Source organism: Streptomyces umbrinus (assembly GCF_030817415.1).
Taxonomy (GTDB): Bacteria; Actinomycetota; Actinomycetes; order Streptomycetales; family Streptomycetaceae; genus Streptomyces; species Streptomyces umbrinus_A.
This window is the reverse complement of the sequence record NZ_JAUSZI010000002.1, coordinates 9,221,823-9,239,806: the sequence shown is the minus strand read 5'-3', so window position 1 is coordinate 9,239,806 and position 17,984 is coordinate 9,221,823. Positions and strand designations below refer to the sequence as shown.

Sequence of the window (17,984 nt, the reverse complement as noted above, 5' to 3'; positions counted from 1 at the left end):
TGCTTCTGCCGTCGACTGCGTCTGCTGCTGACAACTGCTGCGCTTCTTCGACCGCTTCACCCTACTGCGGCCGACGATCACGGTGCGCCCGCACCGCCCCCGACCGTGGCGTCACCTGCCGGGGGTTCCTCGCGCGGCGCGAGCGACGTGAAATCGCCGGTGTCGCCGAGGCGAACGAGAAATGGCCGCAGTCGTGTGTAACGGATCGCGGTGATGGAACACGGTTCTACGGAGATCCGTTGGAAGAGGTCGAGATGAAGACCGAGGGCGTCCGCGACAAGAGACTTGATGATGTCGCCGTGCGAGCACATGAGGTATACCGCGTCACCGCCGTGATCGCGCTCCACACGCGCGTTCCACTCGCGTACCGCCTCGGCGGCCCGGGTCTGCATGGCGCGCATGGACTCGCCGCCCGGGAACGCGGCGGCGGAGGGGTGCGTCTGCACGACCTCCATCAGCGGCTCGCCCGACAGTTCGGCGAGCTTGCGCCCGGACCAGTCGCCGTAGTGGGCCTCCCCGATTCGGTCGTCGGAGTGGACCCGCAGTTCGGGCCGGGCGTCGAGGAGCGGCCGAATCGTTTCCTGGCAGCGTTGCAGGGGGCTGCTGACGACCTCGGCGATCGGCAGTTCCGCCAGGCGCCCGGGCAGCGCGGCGGCCTGCGCGGCCCCTCGCTCGTCGAGGGCCACGCCGGGCGTCCACCCGGCGAGCAGTCCCGCGGTGTTGGCGGTGGAACGTCCGTGCCGGACGAGGATCAAGGTGGGCATGCGGCCCAGCCTAGGCGGCCGCCCGAGTGCGCCGGGTCCCTGGCGACGGGAGAATACGCTCCGTGATCGTCGACTGTGCCATCTACCGCGACGGGCACCGGACGGAGGGTCCGGAGGACCTCTCGGACGCCCTGGACGCCGCGCGTGCCTCGGGAAACGCGTTCGTGTGGATCGGGCTGTACGAGCCGACGGAGCGGGAGTTCGATCTCGTCACCGAGGAGTTCGGACTGCATCCGCTGGCGGTCGAGGACGCCCTGAAGGCGCACCAGCGGCCCAAGCTGGAGGTGTACGACGACTCCCTGTTCGTGGTGTTGAAGCCGGTCACGTACGAGCCGGACAGCGACGCCGTGTCCTCCGGGGAGCTCATGCTCTTCCTGGGCGACTCCTTCGTGGTGACCGTGCGGCACGGCGAGGGCTCGCCGCTCAAGGCCGTACGACGCCGTCTGGATCAGGACCCGGACATGATGCGCCTCGGCCCGACGGCGGTGCTCTACTCGATCGCCGACGACACCGTCGACCACTATCTGGAGGTGGCGACCGAGCTGCAGACCGACCTGGAGGAGGTCGAGGCGGAGGTGTTCTCGCCGAACGACGGCGGCTCCCGGCACACCGCGTCCCGGATCTACACCTTCAAGCGGCAGATCCTGGAGTTCCGCAGGGCCACCGGACCGCTGGCCCTGCCGCTGACCCGCCTCGCGGGCTCGGGCGTCTCCGGCCCGGGGGTGCCGTTCGTCCACGACAAGGCGCAGCCCTTCTTCCGTGACGTCAGCGACCATCTGACCCGGGTGAACGAGTCCGTGGAGGGCCTGGACCGGCTGGTCTCGGACGTCCTGTCGGCGCATCTCGCGCAGATGAGCGTGCGGCAGAACGACGACATGCGGAAGATCTCCGCGTGGGCGGCCATGGCCGCGGTCCCCACGATGATCGCGGGGATCTACGGCATGAACTTCGACCACATGCCGGAGCTGCACTGGGTGTGGGCCTATCCGGCGGTCATCCTGCTGATGGCCGCGCTGGAGGTGCTCCTGTTCCGGCTGTTCAAGCGGCGCGGCTGGCTGTAGTCGCGCCCGTCGGGCTCCACGCGCGCGTGCCGCGTACGAGGCAGCACGCGCGCGTGGGCCACGTTCAGGCGAACTCGGGTGCCGTCGAGGCCGGGCCGCCCAGGGCGTCGCGCCGCTCCGGCACGGCCAGCGAGACCATGCGCCGCCAGCCGAGGACCCGCTCGTACAGGTACATGGCGTGGATGCCGGCGGCGAGCGCCGACGCCTTGGGCTTCGGCCAGCCGAGGATGCGCCCCATGTGGCCCATCACGGCGAGGCTGACGTCCCGGTAGATGCCGATCTCGGCGAGCGCGCACTCGCGCAGGGTCCGCTGGATGGCCCGGCCGTGCCCCGCGGCCGCGAAGCGCAGCAGTTCCTCGTGGCAGTACGCGAGATGGTTGTCCTCGTCGTTGGAGATCATCCGCACGGCCTTGCCGATCTCCGGGTGGTCCCCGAAGTCCTTGCGCAGCATCACCATCTGGTCCGCGGCGCGCTGCTCGGTGACCCTGCTGTGGGAGAGGTAGGTGACGATGTCCTGGACGGTGAGCGGCTCGTCGCGTTTGAGCTTGTCGTGCGCGAGGCCGATGCCGTTCTTCTCCAGGAGCAACGTGTAGTCGGTCTCGGGCGGGATCTCGACGGGGGTGACGCCCCGCTTCCTCATCAGCGCGTTGAAGATCCGCCCGTGCTTGTCCTCGTCGGCGCCGTGCCGGGTGATCTTGGGCGCGAGGGCGCGTTCGCTCTCCGGGACGAGGGCCGCGATCCGCGCGTTCTCCCAGCCTCCCTGGGTCTCTCCGCTGGCGGCGATGGAACAGAAGAGCCGGAACGACTCGTCGTTGTCGACGATCTCCTGGAAAAGACTCTTGGCCGAAAGCATGTGTGCCACCTCCATGCGGGACTCCCGCCTCCGTGCGGGACTCCGCAAAGAACGAGTCAAATGGGCAGCCAGGGGCGCGGCAACACCTGTGTCGGACAATTCCGCCGAACGGTGGACGCGGGGGGTATGAGAGGCGCGTAACCGAGCGGGCCGTGGCGCGTTGTTCTCCATGACGGCCGTGGCGGGGAAGACCCCCCGAGCCCCCACCACGGCCGCAGAACCTCTCCCGTCCCGCTGTGGGCGGTGTTATGCGAGTCCGGCCCGCTCCAGGGCGTCTGTCCCGGCCCGGAGCGAGGCGATCCGGTCGTCCAGCGTGAAGCCCGCGGGGGCCAGCGTGAGCGTGGTGACCCCGGCGGCCGCGTAGGCCTTCATCCGGTCCGCGATGCGGTCCACGGAGCCGAGCAGCGTGGTCTGGTCGATGAGCTGCTGCGGAATGGCGGCGGCCGCGCCCTCCTTGTCGCCGGCCAGGTACTTGTCCTGGATCTCGGCGGCCTCCTTCTCGTAGCCCATGCGCTGCGCGAGCTGGTTGTAGAAGTTCTGCTTGCGGCTGCCCATGCCGCCCACGTAGAGCGCGGTGTACGGGCGGAACATGTCGGCCAGGGCCGGTACGTCCTTGTCCTCGCCGAGTGCCAGCGGCAGCGTCGGGCAGACGTCGAAGCCGTCCATGGTCAGCCCGGCCCTCTCGCGGCCCGCGCGCAGGTGCTTGATCGCGGTGTCCTCCAGGTGGTCGGCGGACGGGAAGATCAGCAGGGCGCCGTCGGCGATCTCGCCGGTCTGCTCCAGGTTCTTCGGGCCGATCGCGGCGATGTAGAGCGGGATGTGCTCGCGCTCCGGGTGCACGGTCAGCTTGAGCGGCTTGCCGGGGCCGCCCGGCAGCGGGAGGGTCCAGTGCGTGCCCTCGTACGACAGGCGCTCGCGGGTCATGGCCTTGCGGATGATCTCGACGTACTCGCGGGTGCGGGCCAGCGGCTTGTCGAACTTGACGCCGTACCAGCCCTCGGAGACCTGCGGCCCGGAGACGCCGAGGCCCAGGCGGAAGCGGCCGCCGGAGAGCGAGTCGAGGGTGGCGGCGGTCATCGCGGTCATCGCGGGCTGGCGGGCCGGGATCTGGAAGATGGCCGAGCCGACGTCGATGCGCTCGGTCTGGGCGGCGACCCAGGTGAGCACGGTGGCCGCGTCCGATCCGTACGCCTCGGCGGCCCAGCAGACCGCGTAGCCCAGCCGGTCGGCCTCCTTGGCCACGGCGAGGTTGTCCGCGTCCATTCCGGCACCCCAGTAGCCGAGGTTGATCCCGAGCTGCATGGCCGATTCCCCTTACTGATCAGTAACGTCCCTTGTGCGGCACCCTAGCGCGCCGGTGGGTCCAGGGTCTGTCCGGCGGATCAGGTCGGAGGAAAATCACGGCGCCTGGTGGGCACGGCTGAGCGGGGTCTGGTGCGTGCAGTTGCAAGGCGGAGGAGGGAGGCGACGCGGAGCGTCGTCGACTGACGACAACGCCGCAGATGTGCGTGCCGGCCCCCGCGTCTCCGGCATGATCCGCCGGGCGGACCCTTGTGGCAGGGACCGGGTTGGGGATCACGGGATCCTGGTTGTCCACAGGGCCCCACACACCGACTTCTGGCCAGTAATCTCAGCCCACATGGAGCAGAGGCATCTCGGCCGTACCGGCCTTCGCGTGTCCCGCATCGGACTCGGCACCCTCACCTGGGGCAGGGACACCGACGAGCATGACGCCGCGGACCTGTTGAAGGGGTTCTGGGAAGCGGGCGGGACGCTCGTCGACACGGCCGATGTGTACGGGGACGGGGAGGCCGAGTACCTCCTCGGGCAGCTCATGGAGGGTCTGGTGCCGCGCCGGGATCTGGTGATCTCGACGAAGGCGGGGAGCGTGCCCGATCCGGACCGGCGCTTCGACGGATCGCGGGGGCATCTGCTGTCCGCGCTCGACGCCTCGCTGGCGCGGCTCGGCACGGACTACGTGGACCTGTGGCAGATCCACGCCTTCGACCCCGAGGCGCCGCTGGAGGAGACTCTGCAGGCTCTCGACATCGCTGTCAGCAGCGGCCGCGCGCGGTATGCCGGGGTCTCCAACTTCTGCGGCTGGCAGCTCGCGAAGGCGGCGACCTGGCAGCTCGCGGCGCCCGGGATACGCACGCGCCTGGCCAGTACGCAGATGGAGTACTCACTGCTGCAGCGCGGTGTCGAGCGCGAGGTGCTGCCCGCGGCGCTGGACCTGGGCATCGGTCTGCTGCCGTCCTCGCCCCTGGGCCGGGGTGTCCTGACGGGCAAGTACCGGCACGCGACGCCCGCGGACTCGCGGGGCGCGTCGGAACAGCTGGCGCCGTTCGTCGCACCGTACCTGGACGACGCGGCGAGCAGCATCGTGGACGCGGTGGCGACGGCCGCGGACGGCCTCGCCGTGACGCCGCTCCAGGTGGCCCTCGCGTGGGTCCGCGACCGGCCCGGCGTGGCCGCCCCGATCGTCGGCGCGCGCAACGCGCTGCAGCTCACGGCCGCGTTGTCAGTGGAGACCCTTAGTCTTCCTGACGAGATCTGCCGAGCGCTCGACGATGTGTCAGCGCCGGTGCACCACTATCCCGATCACGACTGGAGCACGCTGTGACCACGGATCCCGCTGCCGCGGAGGAAACCGAGCCGGTGACCGGCGCGGAGCCCGGGGGGCCCGGGGCCGACGACGACGGGGGTTCCGCGGACGGAAGCCACGCGCCTGCCGGCCCCGGCGACGAAACCGCCGCAGTCACGACGGACGCGACGGACACAGACAGCGGTGAAGGCGGGATGTCGGAGCCGGGAGGTCCCACCGCGGACGGCGGATCCGGCGACGGCACCGCCGCCGACACCGCGGCCCAGTTGTCCGAGGCCGAGGCCGAGTTGGCCGCGCAGCGGGAGTTGCGGGAGCGGATCGAGCGGCGGAAGGCGGAGAAGGAGGGGCCCGTCCAGGCCGGGGCCCGCCTGAGCGGCAAGGCCGCCGATCTGCTCGCCGCCGTCCGGGCGGTGGAGAGCGGGGAGAAGCCCCCGGCGAGCGTCTTCACCGAGCCGGAGCCCGCGCCGCGCAGGTCCGCGCCGGAGCCGGTGCGCCAACCCCGGGCCATGCCCTCCGCCACACCCGCACCGGTGGCCTCCGAGGCCGTCGACACCGTACGGGCCGTGCTCGTCGAGGGCGGCGCCCCGGAAGCGCTGGCTGCGCAGGTCGCCGCTGTGCTCGGCGAAGGGGCGGACACGCAACTTCGCGAGGACCCCTGGCAGTTGCTGCGCGTGGCCGGGGTCAGGCCCGAGCAGGCCGACGGGTTCGCCCGGGCGCTGCTCGGCGCGGAGTGCGGTCCCGACGACGAGCGACGGGGCCGGGCGGTCACGGTATGGCTCCTGGAGCAGGCGGCCCTCGCCGGGCACACGGCCCTGGAGGCGCAGGCGCTTCACGCGGCACTCGCCCAGCGCTCGGTGCCGGATCCCGATGCCGCCGTGCAGAGCGCCCTCGCCGAGGGCGACGCCCTGGTCTTCCAGGACGCGCTGGACGAGCCCGGCGCACCGCCGGCTCCCGCGCCCTCCGAGGACGAGGGTGAGGGCGAAGAGGGCGAGGCGGAGCGCCCGGTCCGGGTCCTCATCGGTCTGGAGCGGTACGCGCTCGCCGAGGAGAGCCTCGCCGACGGTCTCGCCCGGGTGGTCAACTCCCTGCCCAAGGAGGACGGTTCGGCCGCGGACTGGGAGTCGTCCGCGACCGGCTCCGCCGCCGAGCTGATCCGTGCGGTCGCGGGCCACGGCCTCGTCCTGCACACCGGCGGCGAGGCGTCCCGCGCGGAACCGGCGGCCCTGGCCGCGGCCGCCCGGTCCCTCGGCCTGAGGGTGTGCGCCGCCGCCCACACCCCGGACGGCCGCCGCCGGTTCGCCGCACTGCTAGCCACGGTGGAGGAAGCCCGAGGCACGGACGAGCCGCACGACAGCACGGTCGGGGCGCCCAGCGGTGACGAACCCCACGAGGCCGTGACCACGGTCGCCGGACTGCTCTCCGGGGCCGAGGGCCCGGGGCGGGACACGGACGGCCTGCTGCGGACCGACCTCCTGATCGTGCTCGACGCGCCGCAGCTCGACGTGGAGAGCGCGGCGATGCTCGCGGAGTCGCTGCCCGACGGGGCCCGGCTCGTGCTGACCGGTGACCCCGGGGTGCTGTGGTCGGCGGGCCCCGGACGGGTCTTCGCGGATCTGCTCGCCGCACGCGCGTGCCCGCAGGTCGCCTCGCGGACCCCCGACCCCGGCCCCGTCGGCGAGCTGGTCTCGGGCATCGGCATCGGCGAGCTGAACCAGGTGGCGGCCCCCGGCAAGGAGGTCGTGATCGTCCCGGTGCGCGACGCCCGAGAGGCGGTCCACCGGACCGTGCAGCTGATCGCGGACTCGGTGCCGCGGGCCATCGGGATCCCGGCCGAGCAGACCCAGGTGATCACCCCGGGCCACGGCGGCGCGGCGGGCACCCGCGCGCTCAACACCGCGCTGAAGGAGCGGCTCAACCCCGGCCCGGGCCGCTTCGGCGGCTTCGACCCGGGTGACCGGATCGCGTACTCCCCGGCGCCGGGCCGCACGGTCCCGGGCCAGGTGGTGAAGGCCGACGCCGACGGGCTGCACCTGGAGTGCGCGGGCGACCCCGTCGTCGTACCGAAGGAGCGCGTGGAGCAGACCGTGCGGCACGGCTGGGCGCTCACCGCGCACCAGGCGGTCGGCGCCCGGTGGCCCGCCGCGGTCGTGGTCCTGCCCGGGGACGCCGCCCAGGCGCTCACCCGGCCCTGGATCTACACCGCCTTCGGCCGCGCCGAGCAGCACCTCTCCGTGGTCCACGGGGTGGATCAGGCACTGCCGCGCGCGGTGGCCGAGATCGCCGCGAAGCCGCGTACGACCCGGCTGCCGGCCCTGCTCAAGGCCCAGGTCCCGGCAGCCGGCTGACGCCCGACCCGGGGCCCGGCTCTCCGGGCCCCGGCTCCCGGCCTTCGGCCCCGGACACGCCGGTGGCGGTCACCGGGCTCCACGCCCGACGACCGCCACCGTACGAACCGGTACGAACCGGCGGGACCCTCAGCGATCCGCGTCCAGCGGCTCCAGGTCCTCGTCCTCGTCGAGCTCCGACTCGACGGCGTCCTCGATGTCGTCGTCGAGGTCCGCCCCGGCCTCCTCGTCGAAGACGGCGCTGACGTCGAAGCGGCACACCACCTGATGCGGATCGGCGTGGTCGAACGGCGCCTCCAGCCACTCGCCCGGCTCGGCGGGCTCGTCCGCGGCGGTGACCCACAGCGTGGAGTCGCCCTCCTCCAGACCGAACTCCTTGTGCCGGGAGGCGATCTCGTCGGGCTCGAACTCCCCGAAGAGGACGCCCAGGGCGCCGTGCACAGTCCCGGACGCGGCGTCGAAGCCCGCGGCCGCGGCCCCGGACTCCTCCACGGCCTCCACCCGCTGCGCCTGCGCCAGCAGCCGCTGCGGCTCCACCACCGTGTAGTCCCGGCGGATCAGCACGCTCAGCGCGTTGGGCTCCTCCGGCCCGGTGTACGGCAGCGCGTCCTCGGTGCCGGGGATCTCGAAGGGAGTGACCTCGTCGTAGCGGTCGTAGAGGAGCTCGTCGTACTCCTCGGCGGCCGCGGCCAGCTCGTTGAACGCCTCGTAGACGGCCGGGTCGTCCTCACCCGTCCTGCGCTCGACCGCCGCCAGGTGACGGTCGAGCGCGGCCTTGACCGCCTCGGCGGCGGCGCGTACCTCGGCAGCGGTGGGCTGCGCAGCATCAGACATAGTGCAGACGCTATCCGTACACGGCCTCCACACGCACAATAGATGCGATGCCGGAATACGAATTTGTCGACGTGTACGTGCCGCGCGGGGTCTCCCGCAAGGAAACGACACGACTGCTGACGGACCATGCCGAGTACGGACACTGGGAGTTGGACCGCCTCAGCCTCCACCCGGACGGCAGCCGCAGGGTGCGGTTGCGCCGGCGGATCATCCGCCAGGTGCGTGCCACGTGGTGACGAGGGACGGCTGAAACGGAGCGGGGCCCGCGCATGCGGGGCCCGCTCCGTCGACCCCCGCGGGGGCGTGTTCGCCTGCCCTTGGGGGCTTTTATGGTGCCATGACACTGTTTGTCCGGTGCCGTGGCACCGTTTGTCGTGTCATGGCGTCGCTTCACACGGAGGCGCGAGCCTTGCGGTAGAGCACGGCGCCCACCAGCAGCGCGCCCGCGCCCACCGGCAGCGCGAGACCGAGCGGCAGCTCACTGCCGGTCTGCGCCAGCTGCTCGGAGCCCTTGGGCTGCGAGACGGCCTGGGCTCCCGGGTCGTTCGGGTTCGAGGAGCCCAGGTCCACGCCACCGTCCCGGCCCGGTCCACCGTCGCCGCCGGGTCCACCGGGCCGGCCCGGGTCACCAGGGTTGCCCGGGTCCCCGGGCTGTCCCGGCTTACCGGGCTGGCCCGGCCGGCCCGGGTCCCCGGGGTCACCCGGCTGACCAGGCTTTCCCGGAGGGTTGTGCTCGCCGTACCCGGGCGGCGTCGACCCGTGCCCGCCACCGCTGTTCGAGCAGTCGTTGCCCGTGGCCGCGTTGCCCACACCACCGACGGAGACGCTGTTGCCGCAGACGTTGACCGGCACGTCCACCGGAACCTGGACGTGGTTGCCCGAGCCCACGCCGGGTGAGTTGCTCGTGTGCCCCCCGGCGTGCGATCCGCCGCCGGAGTGGTGGTGACCGGAGCCGCCGCCCTTGTTGGCGCACTTGTTGCCCACCGCCGGGTTGAGCACCCCGACCACGTTCACGGTGTTGCCGCAGACGTTGACCGGCGCGTGCACCGGCGCCTGCACCGAGTTGCCCGAGAGCACGCCCGGGGAGTCCGAGGCGCTGCCGTGCGCCCCCGAGTCGGCCTGCGCGTAACCGCCGGTGGCGGCGAGGACGCCGGTCGCGGCCGCCACCGTCATCAGGCCTTTGCGGGTGACCTGTCGCATAGCTTTTCCCTGCCTTGTGATCCTCGTAAGCCGTGCGGCTTCAGGAACGCGCTCGCGCCGGGATGCGCGGGCGCGGAATTCTCGGAATGCTGAACACGGAATGTCGGCGGCCCCGGAGCGCATGGCGTGCGCTCCGGGGCCGCGGACTCAGACCCTCATGGGTTCAGACCTTCATGAGGTGCAAACCCTCATGAGGCGAGCGCAACGTCACGCGTTGATGCAGGTATTGCCGAAGGCAGGGTTCAGCAGCCCGATCACGGAGACCGTGTTGCCGCAGACGTTCACCGGCACGTGAACCGGCGCCTGAACGACGTTGCCCGAAAGTACGCCGGGCGAGTGCACGGCAGCACCCTGAGCACCGGCGTCGGCAGCAGCAATCCCCGCACCAGCGAGAACGAGGCCACCAGTGGCAGCCGCAGCAGCGACGACCTTCTTGATCATTATTCCTCCTTGTTGGCAATGCGATCCCAGCCGCGGATCACATCACCTGTAACGAGGATGGAGTAATAGGGCTACGAGCCGATGAGCGCATTCACTCTTCTCAGTCGGCCCCGTACGCGCTGGCGATTATTGGAGTGTCGTTTCAGCGGGTTAATCCAGGCAATGCGCGTTCAGGACGCCTCGATGAAGCGGTCCAGCACCCGCACGCCGAACTTGAGGGCGTCAACCGGCACCCGCTCGTCGACACCGTGGAACATCCCGGCGAAGTCCAGCTCCGGCGGCAGTTTCAGCGGCGCGAAGCCGAAGCAGCGGATGCCGAGGTCGTCGAAGGACTTGGCGTCGGTGCCTGCGGAGAGCATGTACGGCACGGCCCGCGCGATCGGGTCCTCGGCGGACAGCGCGGTCTGCATGGCGTCCACGAGCGCCCCGTCGAAGGTGGTCTCCAGCGCCTTGTCGGCGTGCACGTCCTCGCGCTTCACGTTCGGGCCGAGGATCCGGTCCAGGTCGGCGAGGAACTCCTCCTCGTAGCCCGGCAGATAGCGGGCGTCGACGTGCGCGGTCGCCTGGCCCGGGATCACGTTCACCTTGTAACCGGCGCCCAGCTGGGTCGGGTTGGCGGTGTTCTGGAGCGAGGCGCCGATGAGCTTGGCGATACCGCCGAGCTTGGCCAGCGTCGCGTCCATGTTCTCCGGATCGAGCTCGGTGCCCAGCGCGTCGCCGAGTTCGTCCAGGAAGTGCCGCAGCGTCTTCGTCACCCGCACCGGGAACTTGTGCCGGCCGAGCCGGCCGACGGCCTCCGACAGTTCGGTGATCGCGTTGTCCTTGTGGATCATCGAACCGTGTCCGGCGGTGCCGTCCACGGTCAGTTTCATCCAGTGCATGCCCTTCTGGGCGGTCTCGACGAGATACAGCCGCAGCTTCTCGTTGACCGTGAAGGAGAACCCGCCGACCTCGCCGATCGCCTCGGTCACCCCCTCGAAGAGATCGGGGTGCTTGTTGACGAGGTGCTTGGCGCCGAACTTGCCGCCCGCCTCCTCGTCCGCCAGGAAGGCCAGCACGAGGTCCCGGGGCGGCTTGCGGCCGCTGCGCATCCGGTCGCGGACGACCGCGAGGGTCATCGCGTCCATGTCCTTCATGTCGACCGCGCCGCGGCCCCACACACAGCCGTCGGCGATCTCGCCGGAGAACGGGTGGTGCGTCCAGTCCGCCGCGTTGGCCGGTACGACGTCGGTGTGGCCGTGGATGAGCAGCCCGGGCCGCGAGCGGTCCTCCCCCTCGATCCTGACCACCGTGGAGGCGCGGCCCTGGTGCGACTCGAAGATCTGCGGTTCGAGTCCCACCTCGGCGAGCTTCTCCGCGACGTACTCCGCGGCCTTGCGCTCACCCGGGCCCGAGTGGTCGCCGTAGTTGCTGGTGTCGATCTGGATCAGCTCGCGGCAGAGGTCGACGACCTCGTCCTCACCCGTGACGCTCCTGGTCCTGTCCGGCTCACTCACGCTGCTTCCTCCCACGCTGCCTGCCGGCGGTGTTCCCGTCGGCGGTCTCTCCATCCTCCCTCCCCGACCCTGCCCACCCCAAGGGCGGACCAGGCCCGTCACACGTCGTTCACGCCCGCCCACCCGTGATCGGGGGCCCTCGAAAGCCTGGTAATGTTTCCTCCGTCGCCGCGAGGGAAACCCGCGCGACAGACACCTTGTCCGGGTGGCGGAATGGCAGACGCGCTAGCTTGAGGTGCTAGTGCCCTTTATCGGGCGTGGGGGTTCAAGTCCCCCCTCGGACACACGAGATGAGTGAGGGCCGCGACCAACTGGTCGCGGCCCTCACTCGTTGTCTACGCCCCCTGGCTCGACGGTGTTACGGCCATGTGTGGGGCAGATCTCGTCAGGATGACATACCCCCACGTCAGAGCGTTGGAGCAAGCGCTCTCCAACCCCTCCTGGGGCCTCCTCACATGGCTGAGCCGCAGGTCCGGGGCTAGCGTCGTACTAAAATTACACGCTTGTTCGGAGCTGACCGGAATATCCCCAGGCATACCTGCGGGCCCGACGGCTCCCCCGGACGTTCCGGGAACGACACGTGAGGACCCGATGGCAGCCCTCGAGCAAGGACCCGCACTCGCGCTGTTCGACGAAGAGGTGCGCGCGGAGTTCGGTGACCCGGCCCGCTTCACCGCCGCTTCCGCCGCCTCGCCCCGGACCCTCGTCGACATCCTCGACGCGTCCGTACGGGCCTACCCCGACGAGCCCGCGCTGGACGACGGTCACCGCTGCCTGAGCTACCGCGCCCTGGCCGTCGAGGTCGAGGCCCTGAGGCGGCGGCTGAGCGCCGCCGGGGTGGGCCTCGGGGACCGCGTGGGCGTCCGGGTCCCGTCGGGGACCAACGAGCTGTACGTGGCGATCCTGGCCGTCCTCGCGGCGGGCGCCGCCTATGTACCGGTGGACGCCGAGGACCCGGACGAGCGGGCCGAGCTGGTCTTCGGCGAGGCCGGGGTGCGGGCCGTCGTCGGCGCCGGGCACGAGCTGACCGTCGACGGGCGCAGCGAGACGCCGGCCGCGCGGCCCGGGGTCGAGCACGACGCCTGGATCATCTTCACCTCCGGTTCGACCGGGAAGCCCAAGGGCGTGGCCGTCAGCCACCGCAGCGCCGCCGCCTTCGTGGACGCCGAGGCCGAGCTGCTCCTGACCGACGACCCGATCGGTCCGGGTGACAGGGTCATGGCGGGCCTCTCCGTCGCCTTCGACGCGTCCTGCGAGGAGATGTGGCTGGCCTGGCGGTACGGGGCCTGTCTGGTGCCCGTGCCGCGCTCCCAGGTGCGCAGCGGCGCCGATCTGGGGTCCTGGCTGGTCGAGCAGGAGATCACCGTCGTCTCCACCGTGCCGACACTGGCCTCCCTGTGGGAGCCGGAGGCTCTCAACGAGGTCCGGCTGCTGATCTTCGGCGGCGAGGCCTGCCCGCCCGAGCTGGTGCAGCGGCTGGTCACCGAGGGCCGCGAAGTCTGGAACACGTACGGGCCGACCGAGGCCACCGTCGTCGCCTGCGCCTCCCTGATGACCGGCGAGGAGCCGATCCGTATCGGGCTGCCGCTCAACGGCTGGGAGCTGGCCGTCGTCGACGAGTCCGGCGAGCCGGTGCCGATGGGCGGCAGCGGTCAGCTCGTGATCGGCGGGGTGGGCCTGGCCCGGTATCTCGACCCCGAGAAGGACGCCGAGAAGTACGCCCCGCTGGAGTCGCTCGGCTGGGAGCGCGCCTACCGCAGCGGTGACCTGGTCAAGGCCGAGCCTCAGGGGCTGGTCTTCCTCGGGCGGGCCGACGAGCAGATCAAGCTCGGCGGGCGCCGCATCGAACTCGGCGAGGTGGACGCCGCGCTCCAGGCGCTGCCCGGTGTCGCGGGTGCCGCGGCCGCGGTCCGTACCGCCCGCAGCGGCAACCAGTTGCTCGTCGGCTATGTGGTCACCCAGGACGGCTGGGACCACGCGACGGCCGTCGAGAAGCTGCGCGCCGAACTGCCCGCCGCCCTGGTCCCGCTGCTCGCACCGGTCGCCGACCTGCCGACCCGGACCTCGGGCAAGGTCGACCGCAACGCCCTCCCCTGGCCCCTGGAGGGCCTGGAGACCGGCGGGCCCACCGAGCAGCTGTACGGCACCGAGGCATGGCTCGCCGAGCAGTGGAGCGAGGTGCTCGGCATCCCGGTCGGCTCGGCACGGGACGACTTCTTCGCGATCGGCGGCAGCAGTCTCGCCGCCGCCCAGCTCACCACCCGGCTGCGCACCCGCTACCCGAGCGCGGCCGTGGTCGACATCTACCAGCAGCCCGTGCTGCGCAAGCTGGCCCGGCATCTGGAGAAGTCCGCGCAGGGCGACAGCGCCGCCCGCGTGATCGCGCCCGTGCCCCTGCGCGCCAAGGTCGTCCAACTGCTGGTGCTCGTCCCGCTGTTCACCCTGCTCGGGCTGCGCTGGACCGTGGCGCTGGCCGCGCTGGGCAACGTACTGCACTGGTTCGGTCCGTATCCGTGGGTGCCGACCGCGTCGTGGTGGGTCGTCGCGGCGGGGGTCGGGCTGCTCTTCAGTCCGCCGGGGCGGCTCGCGATCGCGGCCGGCGGTGCGCGGCTGCTGCTGCGCGGTCTGAAGCCCGGGCGGTATCCGCGGGGCGGGAGCGTGCATCTGCGGCTGTGGACGGCCGAGCGGCTGGCCGAGTTCAGCGGGGCGACCTCGCTGACGGGGTCGTGGCTGGAGCGGTACGCGCGGGCGCTCGGTGCCAAAGTCGGGTCCGACGTGGATCTGCACTCGCTGCCGCCGGTGACCGGCATGCTCAAGCTCGGCCGCGGTGCCGCCGTGGAGTCCGAGGTGGACCTGTCGGGGCACTGGCTGGACGGCGACCGGCTGGAGATCGGCCCGGTCAAGGTCGGCGCGCACGCCGTGGTCGGCACCCGCAGCATCCTCTTCCCGGGCGCCCGGGTGGGCAAGCGGTCCGAGGTGGCCCCCGGTTCGGCCGTGGCCGGACACATCCCCACCAGTCAGCGGTGGGCCGGAGCTCCCGCGGCCAAGCTCGGCAAGGCCAAGCGGGACTGGCCCAAGGAGCGCCCGCAGAAGGGCACGTACTGGCGCGTCATGTACGGCGCCACCGGCTTCGCGCTCTCCGCGTTGCCGCTGGTCGCGGGTCTTGCCGCGCTGCTCGTGGCGAGTGTCTTCGTCTCGCCGGACGCCGGGCTCGGCGAGGCGCTGCGGGGTGCCGCGGTCGCGCTGGTACCGGCGACGCTGGCCTTCGGTCTCACGTACGCGCTGATTCTGCTGGTCAACGTGCGACTGCTCAGTCTTGGACTGCGGCCCGGTACGCATCCGACGCACAGCAGGATCGGCTGGCAGGCCTGGACGGTCACGCAGTTGATGGACCGCTCCCGCGACACGCTGTTCCCGCTGTACGCCGGGCTGGCCACGCCGGTGTGGCTGCGGCTGCTTGGCATGCGGATCGGGCGGGGCGCGGAGGTGTCGACGGTGCTCGCGCTGCCGAGCCTGACGACGGTCGGCGAGGGCGCGTTCCTGGCCGACGACACCCTGACCGCTCCGTACGAGCTCGGGGGCGGCTGGATGCGGATCGGGCGGGCGGAGATCGGGCGCCGGGCCTTCCTCGGAAACTCCGGGATGACCGCGCCGGGCCGTTCCGTGCCGGACGGCGGTCTGGTCGGCGTGCTGTCCGCGACGCCGAAGAAGGCCAAGAAGGGCAGCTCCTACCTGGGGCTGCCGCCGGTCAAGCTGCCGCGCTCGACGCAGGGCGGCGACCAGAGCCGTACGTACGACCCGCCCGCGCGGCTGCTGTGGGCGCGCGGTCTTGTCGAGCTGTGCCGGATCGTGCCCGTCTTCTGCTCGGCCGCGCTGGCCGTGCTGACGATCGCCGCGCTCAGCGCGCTCGGGGCCTGGGCCTGGGCGCTCGCCGGGATCGTGCTGCTGGGCGCCGGAGCGGCCGCCGGGCTGCTGTCCGTGATCGCCAAGTGGCTGCTCGTGGGGCGGCACCGGACCGGTGAGCACCCGCTGTGGAGCGGTTTCGTGTGGCGCAACGAGCTGGCGGACACCTTCGTCGAGGTCGTCGCCGTGCCGTGGTTGGCCGGGTCCGTGCCGGGTACTCCCGTCATGAACCTGTGGCTCCGCGGCCTCGGCGCCCATATCGGCAAGGGTGTCTGGGTGGAGAGCTACTGGCTGCCCGAGACGGATCTGGTGACGCTTCAGGACGCGGCGACGGTGAACCGTGGCTGTGTGCTGCAGACCCACCTCTTCCACGACCGGATCTTGCGGACGGATACTGTGGTCCTCCGTGAGGGCGCCACCCTGGGCCCGGGCGGAATCGTTCTGCCCGGCAGCACCGTCGGGGCGCGCAGCACACTGGGACCCGCGTCCCTCGTCATGGCGGCGGAATCCGTTCCCGACGACACCCGTTGGCTGGGCAACCCGATCGAGGCATGGCGTCCCTAGGCGCGGCCCGTACGGCGCCCGGGGAGGGAACACCGGCACGCCGTACGAGCACAGCGCAGGGAGCAGACACTTCAGTGGTTCAGCAGACAGCGGGAGCGGATCCGTACTTCCCGGCGAACGGTGATCCCCGTTACCGGGTGCATCGGTACGAACTCGCCCTGGACTACCGTCCGGGACCCAACCGGCTGTCCGGCACCGCGCGCCTGAACGCCATAGCGGGGCGGTCGCCGGTCGCCGAATTCCAGCTGAACCTGGCCGACTTCCGGATCGGCCGGGTAAGGGTCGACGGGCGGGCGACGCACTACACGCACCGCGGCGGCAGGCTGCGGATCCGCCCGGCGAAGCCGATCCGGGCCGGGGCCGCGTTCACCGTGGAGGTGCACTGGTCGGGAAACCCGAAGCCGGTGCGCAGCCCGTGGGGCGGGCTCGGCTGGGAGGAGCTGGAGGACGGGGCGCTGGTGGCCAGCCAGCCGGTGGGGGCGCCGTCCTGGTACCCGTGCAACGACCGCCCGGCGGACAAGGCCTCGTACCAGATCTCGATCACCACGCCGTCGGCGTACTCGGTGGTGGCGGGCGGCCGGCTGCTGACCCGTACGACGAAGGCGTCCACGACGACATGGGTGTACGAGCAGTCGGCGCCCACGTCCAGCTATCTGGTCGGGCTGTCGATCGGGAAGTACCAGACCGTGCTGCTCGGTGATCCGGGTCTCGGCGGTGTCCCGCAGGCCGGGCACATTCCGGCGCACCTGCTCACCGAGTTCTCCCGGGACTTCGCACGGCAGCCGTCGATGATGCAGCTCTTCGAGGAGCTCTTCGGCCCGTATCCGTTCGGCGAGTACGCGGTGGTCGTCACCGAGGAGGAGCTGGACGTCCCGGTGGAGGCACAGGGGCTCTCCCTGTTCGGCGCCAACCACGTGGACGGGGCGCGGAGTTCGGAGCGGCTGGTGGCCCACGAGCTGGCCCACCAGTGGTTCGGCAACAGTGTGAGCATCGCCGACTGGCGGCACATCTGGCTGAACGAGGGGTTCGCGAAGTACGCGGAGTGGCTGTGGTCGGAGCGGTCCGGCGGGCGCAAAGCCCAGGCGCTCGCGGGCCTCGCGCACCGCAAGCTGTCCGCGCTGCCGCAGGACCTGAGGCTGTCCGACCCGGGCCGCAAGCTGATGTTCGACGACCGGCTCTACGAGCGCGGCGGGCTGCTGCTGCACGCGGTGCGGTGTGCGCTGGGGGACGACGCGTTCTTCCGGATGCTGCGTGGGTGGGCGTCGGTGCACCGGGGCGGCACGGTCACCACGGCGGCCTTCACCACGCATGTGGCTCGGTATGCGACCGAGCCGTTGGACGACCTGTTCCGGTCGTGGCTGCACGAGACGGCGTTGCCGCCGCTGCCGTCCCCCTCGGCGGCGATTCCGGCGCGGCCGCCGTATCCGCCCTCGAACGCCGACTCCGCGTAGCGCCCGGCGGGGTCCGACTCGCCGCCCGGGCGCCGCGACGCCGCGGAGATCCATCAGAAGGGCCCTAGGGGTGCCGGGAGACGCGGGTGTCATCATGGACGGTGTTCACGGTGCCGCAGCGAAGTCACGGGGGTCGTGCGATGGGCAGTGAGAGCGGGGCTGTTGCCGGTGGTCTTGCCGAGACGATCGAGGCGTTGCGTGCCGAGTTGACGGCCGCGATGGCGCGCGGCAGCGGTGAGCCCCTGCAGTTCGAACTCGGGCAGGTGGACGTCGAGTTGGCGCTCGCCATCACGCGCGAGGGTTCGGGTAGCGGCGGACTGAGCTTCGGAGTGGTGTCGTTCGGGGCGGCGGGAAAGGCCGCGTCGGAGACGACGCACCGGCTGTCCCTCACGCTCAACCCGGTGGCGGCGGGCGGGGAAGGTCCCGTGCGGGTGACCGCGGACGTCGACGGCGAGCCGCGCTGAGGA

At 71.7% G+C, this 17,984-nt stretch carries 14 protein-coding genes and 1 tRNA gene; 8 read left to right on the top strand and 7 right to left on the bottom strand.

The window, feature by feature from the left end; genetic code table 11:
• Window positions 1-77: 77 nt before the first annotated feature.
• The gene (locus QF035_RS40810) at window positions 78-764 is read right to left on the bottom strand and encodes a histidine phosphatase family protein (RefSeq protein WP_307526318.1); all 687 of its coding nucleotides are present in this window, start codon (window positions 762-764) and stop codon (window positions 78-80) included.
• A 62-nt stretch (window positions 765-826) separates the two neighbouring features.
• Between QF035_RS40810 and corA the strand changes: the two genes are divergently transcribed.
• Complete coding sequence (gene corA, locus QF035_RS40805) at window positions 827-1,825, top strand: magnesium/cobalt transporter CorA (RefSeq protein ID WP_307526317.1); 999 nt, start codon at window positions 827-829, stop codon at window positions 1,823-1,825.
• Between the two features lie 64 nt (window positions 1,826-1,889).
• Here corA and QF035_RS40800 read toward each other — a convergent pair whose 3' ends face one another.
• Window positions 1,890-2,678: a ferritin-like domain-containing protein gene (locus tag QF035_RS40800; RefSeq protein ID WP_307526315.1), complete on the bottom strand. Its 789-nt coding sequence runs from the start codon at window positions 2,676-2,678 to the stop codon at window positions 1,890-1,892.
• 246 nt (window positions 2,679-2,924) lie between these two features.
• Window positions 2,925-3,980, bottom strand: a complete 1,056-nt coding sequence (locus tag QF035_RS40795) for an LLM class F420-dependent oxidoreductase (RefSeq protein WP_307526314.1) — start codon at window positions 3,978-3,980, stop codon at window positions 2,925-2,927.
• A gap of 337 nt (window positions 3,981-4,317) precedes the next feature.
• Here QF035_RS40795 and QF035_RS40790 point away from each other — a divergent pair, with 337 nt between their 5' ends.
• Entirely contained in the window at window positions 4,318-5,301 is a 984-nt protein-coding gene (locus tag QF035_RS40790; protein ID WP_269650906.1) for an aldo/keto reductase, read from the top strand.
• Entirely contained in the window at window positions 5,298-7,628 is a 2,331-nt protein-coding gene (locus QF035_RS40785; RefSeq protein ID WP_307526311.1) for a helix-hairpin-helix domain-containing protein, read from the top strand. Before QF035_RS40790 ends, QF035_RS40785 begins: the two co-directional genes overlap by 4 nt.
• Window positions 7,629-7,757: 129 nt before the next feature.
• Here the strand turns inward: QF035_RS40785 and QF035_RS40780 are convergent, their stop codons facing one another.
• Window positions 7,758-8,462, bottom strand: coding sequence for a hypothetical protein (locus QF035_RS40780; protein ID WP_307526310.1), 705 nt, complete (start codon window positions 8,460-8,462; stop codon window positions 7,758-7,760).
• A 47-nt stretch (window positions 8,463-8,509) separates the two neighbouring features.
• Between QF035_RS40780 and QF035_RS40775 the strand changes: the two genes are divergently transcribed.
• Window positions 8,510-8,698, top strand: coding sequence for a DUF5703 family protein (locus QF035_RS40775; protein WP_033323315.1), 189 nt, complete (start codon window positions 8,510-8,512; stop codon window positions 8,696-8,698).
• 154 nt (window positions 8,699-8,852) lie between these two features.
• Here the strand turns inward: QF035_RS40775 and QF035_RS40770 are convergent, their stop codons facing one another.
• From QF035_RS40770 to QF035_RS40760, 3 genes are all read right to left on the bottom strand, one after another.
• Complete coding sequence (locus QF035_RS40770) at window positions 8,853-9,662, bottom strand: chaplin (protein WP_307526309.1); 810 nt, start codon at window positions 9,660-9,662, stop codon at window positions 8,853-8,855.
• Between the two features lie 207 nt (window positions 9,663-9,869).
• Complete coding sequence (gene chpH, locus QF035_RS40765; protein WP_307526307.1) at window positions 9,870-10,103, bottom strand: chaplin ChpH; 234 nt, start codon at window positions 10,101-10,103, stop codon at window positions 9,870-9,872.
• A 170-nt stretch (window positions 10,104-10,273) separates the two neighbouring features.
• Window positions 10,274-11,653 carry a M20/M25/M40 family metallo-hydrolase gene (locus tag QF035_RS40760; RefSeq protein WP_307526305.1) on the bottom strand — a complete coding sequence of 460 codons (1,380 nt, stop codon included), beginning with the start codon at window positions 11,651-11,653 and terminating at the stop codon, window positions 10,274-10,276.
• 145 nt (window positions 11,654-11,798) lie between these two features.
• On the opposite strand from QF035_RS40760, the gene QF035_RS40755 reads away from it, so the two are divergent.
• The 4 genes from QF035_RS40755 (at window position 11,799) to QF035_RS40740 (ending at window position 17,981) form a co-directional block, all read left to right on the top strand.
• Window positions 11,799-11,883, top strand: a tRNA-Leu gene (locus tag QF035_RS40755).
• 307 nt (window positions 11,884-12,190) lie between these two features.
• Window positions 12,191-16,066 carry a Pls/PosA family non-ribosomal peptide synthetase gene (locus QF035_RS40750; protein ID WP_307526303.1) on the top strand — a complete coding sequence of 1,292 codons (3,876 nt, stop codon included), beginning with the start codon at window positions 12,191-12,193 and terminating at the stop codon, window positions 16,064-16,066.
• Window positions 16,054-17,517: a M1 family metallopeptidase gene (locus QF035_RS40745; protein ID WP_307526301.1), complete on the top strand. Its 1,464-nt coding sequence runs from the start codon at window positions 16,054-16,056 to the stop codon at window positions 17,515-17,517. Before QF035_RS40750 ends, QF035_RS40745 begins: the two co-directional genes overlap by 13 nt.
• Window positions 17,518-17,657: 140 nt before the next feature.
• Window positions 17,658-17,981: a trypco2 family protein gene (locus QF035_RS40740; protein ID WP_307526300.1), complete on the top strand. Its 324-nt coding sequence runs from the start codon at window positions 17,658-17,660 to the stop codon at window positions 17,979-17,981.
• Window positions 17,982-17,984: the final 3 nt, after the last annotated feature.

Coding starts and splice junctions, on each gene's coding strand:
- QF035_RS40775 (WP_033323315.1), top strand. CDS start 8,510: ATGCCGGAATACGAATTTGTCGACGTGTACGTGCCGCGCGGGGTCTCC.
- QF035_RS40810 (WP_307526318.1), bottom strand. CDS start 764: ATGCCCACCTTGATCCTCGTCCGGCACGGACGTTCCACCGCCAACACC.
- QF035_RS40745 (WP_307526301.1), top strand. CDS start 16,054: ATGGCGTCCCTAGGCGCGGCCCGTACGGCGCCCGGGGAGGGAACACCG.
- QF035_RS40740 (WP_307526300.1), top strand. CDS start 17,658: ATGGGCAGTGAGAGCGGGGCTGTTGCCGGTGGTCTTGCCGAGACGATC.
- chpH (WP_307526307.1), bottom strand. CDS start 10,103: ATGATCAAGAAGGTCGTCGCTGCTGCGGCTGCCACTGGTGGCCTCGTT.
- QF035_RS40780 (WP_307526310.1), bottom strand. CDS start 8,462: ATGTCTGATGCTGCGCAGCCCACCGCTGCCGAGGTACGCGCCGCCGCC.
- QF035_RS40750 (WP_307526303.1), top strand. CDS start 12,191: ATGGCAGCCCTCGAGCAAGGACCCGCACTCGCGCTGTTCGACGAAGAG.
- QF035_RS40795 (WP_307526314.1), bottom strand. CDS start 3,980: ATGCAGCTCGGGATCAACCTCGGCTACTGGGGTGCCGGAATGGACGCG.
- QF035_RS40770 (WP_307526309.1), bottom strand. CDS start 9,662: ATGCGACAGGTCACCCGCAAAGGCCTGATGACGGTGGCGGCCGCGACC.
- QF035_RS40760 (WP_307526305.1), bottom strand. CDS start 11,653: ATGGAGAGACCGCCGACGGGAACACCGCCGGCAGGCAGCGTGGGAGGA.
- QF035_RS40790 (WP_269650906.1), top strand. CDS start 4,318: ATGGAGCAGAGGCATCTCGGCCGTACCGGCCTTCGCGTGTCCCGCATC.
- QF035_RS40800 (WP_307526315.1), bottom strand. CDS start 2,678: ATGCTTTCGGCCAAGAGTCTTTTCCAGGAGATCGTCGACAACGACGAG.